Below are 11,228 nucleotides of genomic sequence, written 5' to 3'. Positions count from 1 at the left end.
ACAGAGAAATAAAAAGAAAGAGATAAGAGAGAAAGAGAAGAATATCATCGACCGATTTTTGGCGGCGATAATGCGGTGGACCCACCTGATTCCATACCGAACTCAGAAGTGAAACGCTGTTATGCCGATGGTAGTGTGGGAGATTCCCATGTGAGAGTAGGTCACCGCCAAGTTTATTCGTATGAACCCCTGATGTGAAAGCATCGGGGGTTTTTGATTTTTATATATTTATTATGTGCGTATTTTGTTTGCTAGTTTGATATCACCCTGAATTTTATATGAATTACTAAAACGCCGTTTTTCTTGATATTATTTTGAGCAAAAGGAGATTCTTAATGCCTAAAGATGCAATTGCTCATGTACGTAAACTTGATGGATTACAGCAATTACTTATTGATCACCTACTAGAAACCTCTACTATCTCTGGGCAGCTTGCCGCAAAACTGAATTTAGATTTGGTTGGTGAATTCCTTGGTCTCATGCACGATTTCGGTAAATATTCCCGCAAATTCCAAAAATATCTCCATGATGAAACCGGTTTGTTTAATCCTGATTTCGATGATGAAGAAAGTACGCCGAACGGTAGTAAAGTGGATCATTCCACCGCTAGTGCGCAATGGGTTTACCGCGAATTGAGAAAATTCGGTGCGGCGCAGGGTATCGGCGAATTGTTCGGGCAAATGCTGGGTTTATGCATAGCATCACACCACGGCGAAGGCTTGATTGACTGTTTGGATGGAGAAGGTAATCCGAAATGGATTGAACGGTTTAATAAAACTGATGAACTAACGCATTTGGCGGAATGTGAGCAAAATGCCGATGAAGCTGTTCTGCAAAAAGCGAAAGAACTGACCGGTGAAAACCTAATTCGCAGCCTGCTAAATGCAGTGAAACCGATTCTCTCTGACCAAGCCACCAATAACAAAATCAAAGAATTTTATCTCGGCTGTCTGACACGTTTCCTATTCAGTTGCCTGATTGATGCCGACCGCATCAACAGCTCGGATTTTGAGCGGGAAGCGCAAAAAGAAGCCCGTCGCTTAACGGAAAAACCTGATTGGCAAACGGCGATTGATCAATTGGAAGCCAAATTAGCAGGTTTTGAAAACCGTTATCCTATCGATGAAATCCGCCGCAAAATTTCAGACGACTGCTTAAAAAGAGCGGCCGATTCTCAAGGTGTTTATACACTGACTGTGCCGACCGGCGGCGGCAAAACATTGGCCAGTCTGCGCTATGCTCTCCATCATGCGCAAAAACACCATCTCGACCGCATCATCTACATCATTCCCTACACTTCTATCATTGACCAAAACGCCCAAGCCGTGCGCGAAATTCTCGGTGAAGATTGGGTGCTCGAACACCATTCTAATTTAGAACCTGAAAAGCAAAGCTGGCAGGACAAACTGCTATCCGAAAACTGGGACAAGCCCATTGTATTTACCACCATGGTGCAGTTCTTGGATGCCTGGTTCGGCGGCGGTACGCGCGGCGCGCGGCATATCCATCCGATGACCAATGCGGTGCTGATTTTTGACGAAATTCAAACCCTGCCTGTGAAATGCGTACATTTGTTTTGCAACGTTTTGAACTGGCTGACGATATTTGGTAAAAGCACGGCGGTTTTGTGTACGGCAACGCAGCCTTTGCTCGGCGAATCGGGCTTGCAGAATTTCCCTGAAGGGAAAGGGGAAAGCATTGCTGCACGCGGTTTGTTAAGGCTGCCTGAAAATGCTGAAATCATGGGCAAGCATCAGGATTTGGACAAATTGTTTGCTGATTTGTCACGCGTGGAAATCCGATTCAACGAAAAAGCAGGTGGCTGGAATGTGGCAGAGGCTGGCGCGTTTTTGCTGGAACAGTTTCGGACGACCCCAAGCTGCCTATTTATCGTCAATACCAAAAAATGGGCGCAAGAGCTTTATCAATATTGCCAAGGGCAGAACGTGCCGCCCGAGGCCTTGTTTCATTTAAGCACCCACCAATGCGCGGTGTACCGCAAAGCGATTTTTGACACCATCAAAGCTCGTCTGGAAAACAAACAACCCGTTATCTGCATCAGCACCCAGTTAATTGAAGCCGGTGTGGATATTTCCATGGCTTGCGTGATTCGCGCCTTAGGCGGGTTGGACAGCATCGCCCAAGCGGCAGGACGTTGTAACCGACACGGTGAGAAGAAAGGCAAAGGGCAGGTTTGGGTGTTGAATTTGCAGGAACAGGATTTTACGCTGATATTGCCCGATATTCAGGCAGGCAAAACCCATGCCGAACGCGTGTTTCGCGATTTTGCCGGACAGGATATTTTGCAGCCAGAAGCGATGAAGCGTTATTTTGAGTATTATTTTTACAACCGCAGTGGTGAAATGGTTTATCCAATAAATAAAAATGATGGTTTGCTGCATTGGTTGAGCGATAACTGCTTTAATAGAGGTGCAAAATTTAGTGGCTATCTAAAAAATGATATTTTGAGAAATCGTGATTTGTATCCGTTGCTTATGCAATCCTTTAAAAGTGCGGGGCGTATTTTCCAAGCCATAGAGGCGCCGACATACGCCGTGATTGTACCGTATGGTGAAGGTGCGGAACTCATTGCCAAACTCTGTGGCGAATGGGATCCGAAAGAAATGCACCGCACTTTGCAAAAAGCCCAGCGTTACAGCGTGAACGTCTTTTCCAACGTTTGGGATAAATTGCAAAAAGAAAACGCCCTGCATGAAGCCATTGAAGGCTCGGGTATTTATTATCTGAATGAACGCTATTACAACGATGAATTCGGCTTGTCTTTAGATGAAACAAGCGAAATGACTTTTTACGACTTATAGGAGCAATATGGACAGCAAAATCAGTTTCCGCGTATGGGGACGGCAAGCCTTGTTTACCGACCCTGTTACCAAAATCGGCGGTGAAAAATTCAGCTACCAAGTGCCAACATACGAAGCCATTAAAGGCATTGTCAAAAGCATTTATTGGAAACCCACGTTGATTTGGTGCATCGATCGCATCCGCGTAATGAAGCCCATCCGCACCCAAAGCAAATCCACCAAACCGCTGGACTGGAACGGCGGCAATACCTTGGCGATTTACACCTTTTTGCAGGACGTGGAATACCAAGTGGAAGCTCATTTTGAATGGAACGAGCATTGGGAAGAATTGGCTGGCGACCGTAATTTCGGCAAACACATCGCCATTGCCAGAAGAATGTTGGAACGCGGCGGGCGACAGGATATTTTTCTCGGCACGCGCGATTGCCAAGGCTATGTTGAGCCGTGCACTTTCGGCGAAGGTGAAGGATTTTACGATGAAATCGATAACTTGGATTTTGGCCTGATGTTCCATAGTTTCGGCTATCCCGAAGAAACCGGAAAGCCCGAATTGGTCAGCCGTTTTTGGATGGCGAATATGCAAAACGGTGTGATTAAGTTTCCAAGTATCGACGATACAGAAGGTCGTCTGAAAACCCGATTTATCCGCAAAATGCAGCCTGAAAAACCGTTCAAGCGCGGCGAAAACGTTAAGCCTGTGGAAGACGAAGCCTAGGAGCTGGAATTATGAGCTGGATGCAGAAACTTTATCGGACGTATGAATATGTCCAAGAACAAGGTTTGAATGATGAAGACTTGGCATTGCCGTTTCATATGTCCAAAGCGGTTCATTTAAAAGTTATTTTGAATGATAAAGCAGAGCTCGTTGGGGCAGAGAGATTTGAGGTAAAGAAACAAGTTCCGATACAGGTAACTGAAAAATCATCAAAACGTGCAGGATCAACTATCGCTTCTTATGCGTTACATGATGGCTTGCAATATATTGCTAAAACAGCGGGAAATTACTTAACAATTGAATATCTTTCTAAAGTGGCTGAGAAGGACAACGGAAATAAATGGAAAGAATTTCTTGCAGGGACTGATGAAGATAAACAGAAATTTGCCGATACGGAAAAAGCAAAATATAAAGATTGTTTTGAGTTTTATGAAAAGCAATTATCTGGCTGGGCTGAGTTCGGAAATTTGAAAGAAATAAATATTGTTTTGCAATATATTCAAAAAGGTTCATTGATTGAAGATTTGTTAGAGAAACAGATTTTTTCTTTCAAGAATAATATTTTGTCGGCAGGAAAAGATGATCCTTTTAGCTTGACCATTGTATGGGCTGTTGAAATATCTAACGATCCACATTCTGATCTTTGGAATAAGCCTTGTATACAGAGTCGGTGGATTGAATATCAAGAAAGTCTGATACAAAAAGGTCGCCATAAATCTTTATGTTGTATTACCGGAGATTTAGATTATCCGACTGAAGCTTATCCAAAAATAAACGGTAATGCCAAATTGGTTTCAGCTAACGATGATACTGGATTTACCTTTCGAGGAAGATTTTATGGAGATAAAGATAATGGAGACAAATCAGAACTAGGTAGTCAGGCTGTGATACTAGGGAAAAATGCCTCACAGAAGGCATTTAGCGCACTGAAATGGCTGATTAATCGACAAGGAATACGAAATGGCAAGCAAGTAATTTTAGCTTAGTCGAACAATTGCATATCGGACGAGGATAAACTTCTATCAAATCTTTATCAAGGAGATGATATTTATACTTCTTTATTTGCGAAAGATAAGATTGATCATTCAGCCGATCTTGGCCTAAAAACTGTGGAACAATTAAAGAAAAAATTCCATGGATATAAAGAAAAACTGGCAGCTAATGAGCAAATTTCCTTATTAATTGTTGATGAACCATCAAAAACAGGTGGCAGAATGTCTTTGGCATTTTATCAAGAAAAATTAAGGGATGATTATTTCCGTGATTTAGATGAATGGCAGGATGATTTTGCTTGGTATCAAGAATATAAATCATCTTGGATTTTTTCTGCCCCCTCCTTAGAACGTATTGCGGAAGTAGTGTTAACTAAGACGGAATTTGAAGATAAGGATAGAAAATCGAGAAGACAGCTTTACGCCCGTCTTCTACCTGTGATTTCGGGCGGCAAATCAGTACACATCCCTTATGACTTAGTTCAAAAAAGTTTTCAGGTAGCCTGCAATCCTTTTGTAAATTATCGCCCTGAAGCTGGAGAAAAAATTCGCTCTGCAAATTGGCAAAGAAACATCGGCGTTGCCTGTGCCCTATACAAAGGCTGGCACGCCCGTAAATATCCATCACAACGGAGATATTCTATGAGCTTAGATACTGAAAACCGCTCGCGCGATTATATATTTGGCAGATTACTGGCAGTTGCCGAACATTTAGAACGCACCGCATTGAGAATAGCCAATGAAACCCGTGCAACTAATGCGGAAAACTATATGCAGCGTTTTGTTATGCGTCCGTTTCATACATGGGAGCAGCTTGAAACCAATCTGAAACCGTATAAAGATCGATTGCGTAAAGACTACCCAGTTAGGATTTCGGAAAAATTTGTTTTAACCAACCCGATAGGCTTTTTAAGTAATCGAGAAAACGAAATTAATCAGCTTATATGTGTTCTGGATGATTTGAAACAGGAAGGATGCGATTTAGACAAACCTTTGGAACCAGAATTTCTGTTGGGATACCACAGCCAAAAAATGGCGTATCGCAACAAATCCAACCAACCCGAGCAAGAAGTAACCGAAACCCACGAATAACCCATTTAAAGGAAAACCAAAATGAGCTTAACCAAAAAAATCGATTTCGCCTTAATTCTGAAAGTCACCAACGCCAACCCTAACGGCGACCCTTTGAACGGCAACCGCCCGCGTGCCGATTTCCAAGGTTTTGGTGAAATGACCGACGTGTGCCTGAAACGCAAAATCCGCGATCGCCTGAAAGACAGTGGTGAGAGCATTTTTGTGCAATCGGACGAAAAGAAAACTGATGGCATGACCAGCCTAGCCAGCCGTGCTAGATCTAGCGATAAAATAAAAATTAAAAATAAAGATGGACAGGAAATTGAAGTACAGATTGGCTTGGGTAAGGATGCTTTTAGCGATCCTAAAAATAAAGATCGAACTGCTAAACAAGCTTGCGAAAAATGGATAGATGTTCGTAGTTTTGGGCAGGTATTTGCATTCAAACCGAAAAAAGGCAGATCTGATATTCAAAGCGAAACTGATAATTCAAGTTCTGGAGTATCTATTCCAATTCGTGGCCCTGTTACAATCCAATCAGCGTTCAGTGTTCAGCCAATAAATATTACAAGTACACAAATCACGAAGAGTGTTAATGGTGATGATACAACAGACGGTTCACGAAGCTCCGACACCATGGGCATGAAACACCGCATCGATCATGGCGTGTACGTTGCCTTTGGTGCTATGTCACCGCAACTTGCCGAGCGCACCGGCTTTTCAGACGACGATGCCGAAAAAATCAAAGCCGTGCTCATCAAACTCTTTGAAGGCGACGCATCATCTGCCCGCCCAGAAGGCAGCATGCAGGTGCTGAAACTCATCTGGTGGGAACACAACAGCAAAGCAGGGCAATATTCTTCCGCCAAAGTGCATGGCAGCCTGAAAGTGAATGCCGATGGTGGCTATGAACTGGAAAAACTTGATGGTTTAACTCCGCAGGAAATCGACGGCTTCTAAAAACATTCAAAAAAATGACCGCACTTTCAACTGAGAGCCAAGGGGAAAATCAGGACATGCGCCTGATTCCCCTTTCCGCCCTGCAACACTACGCCTTTTGCCCGCGTCAATGTGCCTTGATTCATAACGAGCAGGCGTGGGCGGAGAACTATTTGACCGCGCAGGGCAAGGCGCTGCACGAGCGGGTGGATTCGGGCGAGCCGGAAATGCGCAAGGGCGTGCGCTTTGAGCGGACGGTGCATGTGTCTGCGGAAAAACTTGGCATCAGCGGCGTGTTGGATTTGGTGGAGGTGGAAACAAAAACAGGTCGTCTGAAACCCGTGGAATACAAACGCGGTAAGCCCAAACCCGACCCGATGGACGAAATCCAGCTTTGCGCCCAAGGCTTGTGCTTGGAAGAAATGACGGGACAAACCGTCTCTGAGGGCGCGCTGTGGTATATGCAAACCCGTCACCGCGTCCCCGTCTTGTTTTCAGACGACCTGCGCGCCCAAACCCTCGCCACCATCGCCGCCGTGCGCGAACTCTTAAACAGTGGCCAAACCCCACCGCCTAACTACGGCAAACGCTGCAAAGCCTGCTCGCTGGTGGAGATTTGCCAGCCGGAGTTGTTGGGAAAACGGGATAGAAGTGTGGGGTATGTGGAGGGGGTGTTTGGGGAATAGGAGAATATGGCAGATTGAATTCAAATGAAGACAAGGCATCAATGCTTGTTATATACAAATGACATATAAGGGTATTGGCAGAATGTACTAGTTTGAATTTAATTTACTATAAAAACATCTGTTAACATATTAATTTTATCTTATTTCTATAAAGATTTCGTCTCAATCTAAAACTAGTAGTCCATAAATTATGAACGAAGATTCGTTAATTTTTAAATTTATTTATATGTGCTAAACTATATTTGTGAGACAGTTTGGTTATTAAGGAGTTAAAAATGTCAAAACTAAAAAAATTTGAAGATTTTTTTGATAGAGCGAGTAATTTAATTAAAACAGTTGATGTTTTGATAGATTATGATGATAAACATGGCAATATCAGTCCCTATTTAAACCATATTTTTTGTCCAGAATGTTATATCGCTGTCTTATCGTTTGTTCATGGTAAAACACCTCATCTAAGAAGTATTCCATCATCTCCTCACTCAAATACTTGCTCATATAATTATCCTTATGCAAGGAAAACTACTATTTTAAAGTATCTAGAAAAAATAACTTCTGAGCAAGTAAAAAATCGGTTAAATAGCATGATGCGTCAATTAATGCCAAGTAAAAATGATATAGCAGAATTACAATCTAATCTGACTATCGAAAACAATTCTTTTCTTTTTGATGAGGAAGAAAATGCTCAAAGTAAAAAGGTTATAAAAAAGACGATAAGAAAACAAAGGCTTTCTGGATGGATTGACTCAGATATTTCAGGTAAGCTTTATCTTTTCTATGGGGATGTTCAGATTTTATCTGAAGAAAAAAAATCAAAAACAGGAAACACTTATTTTAGATGGGTTATAAAAACAAAAAATAAAGATGGAGAATGGAAGTATAGAACTAGCCTGTATCGTGGTTCAATAAATGAAAGTTTTGATAAAGATTCAGTGTATAAAATTGTCTTTATTGGCACTGCTAATTTTGATAATGGATATTTAGATATTAAACTTGAGAATAGAAACGCAGTTTTATATAAAAAGGTTGAGTAACTAGGGTAAAGTAAGTAAACCGTAGCCTACACCTCCACCTTTAAAATCAAAATGTAAGATGTGTGTGGTTCGCACGCGGTTTTTGTTGTTCAAGCCATTGTTTCAAACTTTCAGACGACCTTATGTTTCAGTCTATGTAGGTCGGATACTTGTATCCGACAACCTTTTGATATTTATATGATTTGAAATTTTTTCTGCAATTTTGAAAATGTCGGATTCGAGAATCCGACCTACCGTTTTTCAGGTAGCCCACCCCTGTTAAACGTCCCCAAACTGCGTTCAAAACCCAAGGAGTTTTCCCCATGCGCAAACTGCAAAACACGCTCTATATCACCATCCAAGGCAGCTATCTGCATAAGGAGCGGGAGACGCTGGTAGTGGAGCAGGAGCGCAAGAAGGTGGCGCAATTGCCGGTGCATTCTATCGGGCATATTTTCTGTTTTGGGAATGTGCTGGTGTCGCCGTTTTTGCTGGGGTTTTGCGGCGAAAATAATGTGAATTTGGCGTTTTTTACCGAAAATGGGCGTTATTTGGGACGGCTTCAGGGACGGCAGAGCGGTAATGTGCTGTTGCGTCGGGCGCAGTATCGGGTGTCGGAGCAAAATCCTGTGCCGATTGCGCGCAATATCATTGTGGCGAAGATTCAGGCGAGTAAGCGGGTGCTTCAGCGGCAGATTCGCAATTACGGCGAGAATGCGGCGATTCAAAGTGCGGTCGATGCTTTGAACATTTCGCTGCGGCAGTTGAAGGGCGCGGTGGAGCTGGACGTGGTGCGCGGTATTGAGGGCGATGCGGCGGCGCGTTATTTTGGCGTGTTCGGGCAGCTTTTGAGCGAAAAAAGCGGCTTTTCTTTTGACGGGCGCAACCGCCGTCCGCCCAGAGACGGGGTGAACGCGCTGTTGTCGTTTGTGTACAGTCTGTTAGGCAAGGACATCAGCGGCGCGCTGCAAGGCGTGGGGCTGGATCCGCAGGTGGGTTTTCTGCACGCCGACCGGCCCGGGCGCGACAGTTTGGCGCAAGATATTTTGGAAGAATTCCGCGCGTGGTGGGCGGACAGGTTGGTGCTTTCATTGATTAACCGAGGGCAAATCAAACCGCAGGATTTCGTTACCGAAGCAAGCGGCGCTGTAAGCTTGAAAGCGGAGGCGCGTAAGCTGTTGTTCCAAGCTTTGCAGGCGAAAAAGCAGGAGAAAATCGTTCATCCATTTTTAGGCGAGGAAGTAGAAATAGGGCTACTACCGTATATTCAGGCCATGCTGTTGGCGCGCCATTTGCGCGGAGATTTGGCGGAATACCCGCCGTTTTTGATGAGATAAGTCATGTTAATGCTGATTACTTATGATATTTCTTTTGACGACCCAAACGGGCAAGCGCGATTGCGTCGTATCGCAAAACATTGCTTAGATTACGGCGTGCGGGCGCAATATTCAGTATTTGAATGTGATGTCACGCCTGACCAATGGGTCATATTGAAAAACAAACTGTTGGAAACCTACGATCCCACATGTGACAGCCTGCGTTTTTACCACTTGGGCAGTAAGTGGCGTAATAAAGTGGAGCATCATGGGGCAAAACCGGCAGTAGATGTATTTAAAGATGTGCTTGTCATTTAGTTCGCTAACCTGTTGTTCTCATTAAAACCCTGATGGGGTAGCGATCTTCGTTTTCTTTAACAATTTGGATGAATTAATCTATTTGTATAACGACAATGTGGCCGTTATACTTACCAAACTCCTTGTCATAAAATCCGTTAGCGAAATGCAGTGGTTAATTTGCTGATTTTTCTTGCTTTTTTATGTAGGGAGCAGCCGCCTCCGCGCGGCTGTGTGTTGAAACAATCATTGTGAGATAGTTTTGTTTTTTCACCGAAGCAGCCGCCTCCGCGCGGCTGCGTGTTGAAACATTAAGCTCTATGACCCGATGCAACAAATTTACGGATGCAACCGCCTTCGCGTGGCTGTGTGTTGAAACCGCCGTTTGGGGACGGTGCCTGACCGATATGAGTGCAGCCGCCTTCGTGCGGCTGTGTGTTGAAACAAGGTTGAAGATTGGTCTGATTTTACTGAGATTGTGCAGCCACCTTCAGGTGGCATGAATGATGTTTTCGTGCAACAAGTTGCACGCTACGGGGATGGTGCATTAAGGTATTATATTTTTGTGAAATGAGTGGAGGGGAGAGTAAAGTGCGGTCATTTTTTGTATTATTTTTTATCCTTCGTATTCAAAATTTCTAGCAACAAAAATTTATAGTAAAAATCCACCGCACTTTCATGTTTCCTTTTTAAAATTATCTTTTTAAAAATAAAAAGCAATCGTTTGCGCGAGTGCTAAAAATCTACTAAAATTTCGACCCTATTATTCTCTTATCACTTTCCCTTTCTAAGGATCCTCTCATGGAACATGAACAACAAACTGCGGAAGCGGATTTGGTCTATCGTTTAGAAGACAAACCGCCTTTTTTTAATGCTTTAATCAGTGCCATTACACATCTATTGGCGATTTTCGTCCCCATGGTCACGCCTGCGCTTATCGTAGGTGGTGCGCTTGGTTTACCGGTCCACATGACGGCTTATTTGGTCTCCATGGCGATGGTTGCGTCCGGTATCGGCACTTATATTCAAGTACATCGTTTCGGTTTTATCGGCTCCGGTATGCTTTCCATTCAATCGGTAAACTTCTCTTTCGTCAGCGTAATGATTGCCGTTGGGCTCAGCATGAAAGGAAATGGCATTGACGAAAACACCATGATTTCCACCTTGCTTGGCGTGTCGTTTGTCGGGGCGTTTCTTGTGTGCGCTGCCGCTTGGGTGCTGCCTTATTTAAAACGTGTCATCACCCCAACCGTCAGTGGTGTGGTCGTGTTATTAATCGGCTTGAGTTTGATTGACATCGGTATCACCGATTTTGGCGCGGGTTTGGCGCCAAAGGCACGGAGGCGTTTGGCTCGTTACAAAATATCGGTTTAG

The 11,228-nt window shown here is 43.7% G+C and carries 8 protein-coding genes, 1 rRNA gene and 1 pseudogene; all 10 read left to right on the top strand.

All coding sequences use genetic code 11. The annotated features are described in order from the left end of the window. Positions 1-57 precede the first annotated feature (57 nt). The 10 genes and pseudogenes from rrf (at position 58) to AC30SF_RS05750 (ending at position 11,228) form a co-directional block, all read left to right on the top strand. Positions 58-173: ribosomal RNA gene (gene rrf, locus AC30SF_RS05795) — 5S ribosomal RNA — on the top strand. A 162-nt stretch (positions 174-335) separates the two neighbouring features. Then, positions 336-2,822, top strand: coding sequence for a CRISPR-associated helicase Cas3' (gene cas3, locus AC30SF_RS05790; protein ID WP_489607861.1), 2,487 nt, complete (start codon positions 336-338; stop codon positions 2,820-2,822). 7 nt (positions 2,823-2,829) lie between these two features. Further along, positions 2,830-3,537 carry a type I-C CRISPR-associated protein Cas5c gene (gene cas5c, locus AC30SF_RS05785; protein ID WP_489607860.1) on the top strand — a complete coding sequence of 236 codons (708 nt, stop codon included), beginning with the start codon at positions 2,830-2,832 and terminating at the stop codon, positions 3,535-3,537. Positions 3,538-3,548: 11 nt separating this feature from the next. Next, positions 3,549-5,621, top strand: a pseudogene (gene cas8c / locus AC30SF_RS05780) (type I-C CRISPR-associated protein Cas8c/Csd1). A gap of 21 nt (positions 5,622-5,642) precedes the next feature. Then, positions 5,643-6,563 (top strand): type I-C CRISPR-associated protein Cas7/Csd2, encoded by a 921-nt coding sequence (gene cas7c / locus AC30SF_RS05775; protein WP_489607859.1) that lies wholly within the window; start codon positions 5,643-5,645, stop codon positions 6,561-6,563. Positions 6,564-6,577: 14 nt separating this feature from the next. After that, a complete protein-coding gene (cas4, locus tag AC30SF_RS05770) occupies positions 6,578-7,228 on the top strand; it encodes a CRISPR-associated protein Cas4 (RefSeq protein ID WP_489607858.1) in 651 nt (216 codons plus the stop codon). A 275-nt stretch (positions 7,229-7,503) separates the two neighbouring features. Further along, positions 7,504-8,262: a hypothetical protein gene (locus AC30SF_RS05765; protein WP_489607857.1), complete on the top strand. Its 759-nt coding sequence runs from the start codon at positions 7,504-7,506 to the stop codon at positions 8,260-8,262. 302 nt (positions 8,263-8,564) lie between these two features. Next, a complete protein-coding gene (gene cas1c / locus AC30SF_RS05760; RefSeq protein WP_489607856.1) occupies positions 8,565-9,578 on the top strand; it encodes a type I-C CRISPR-associated endonuclease Cas1c in 1,014 nt (337 codons plus the stop codon). A gap of 3 nt (positions 9,579-9,581) precedes the next feature. Continuing rightward, positions 9,582-9,875 carry a CRISPR-associated endonuclease Cas2 gene (cas2, locus tag AC30SF_RS05755; protein WP_109860519.1) on the top strand — a complete coding sequence of 98 codons (294 nt, stop codon included), beginning with the start codon at positions 9,582-9,584 and terminating at the stop codon, positions 9,873-9,875. Between the two features lie 780 nt (positions 9,876-10,655). Next, the gene (locus AC30SF_RS05750) at positions 10,656-11,228 is read left to right on the top strand and encodes a solute carrier family 23 protein (RefSeq protein WP_489607855.1); all 573 of its coding nucleotides are present in this window, start codon (positions 10,656-10,658) and stop codon (positions 11,226-11,228) included.

The sequence above is a fragment of the Aggregatibacter valvarum genome (genome assembly GCF_980468985.1).
Note: the sequence above shows the minus strand (reverse complement) of the source record. Positions and strands in the feature narration are given on the sequence as shown.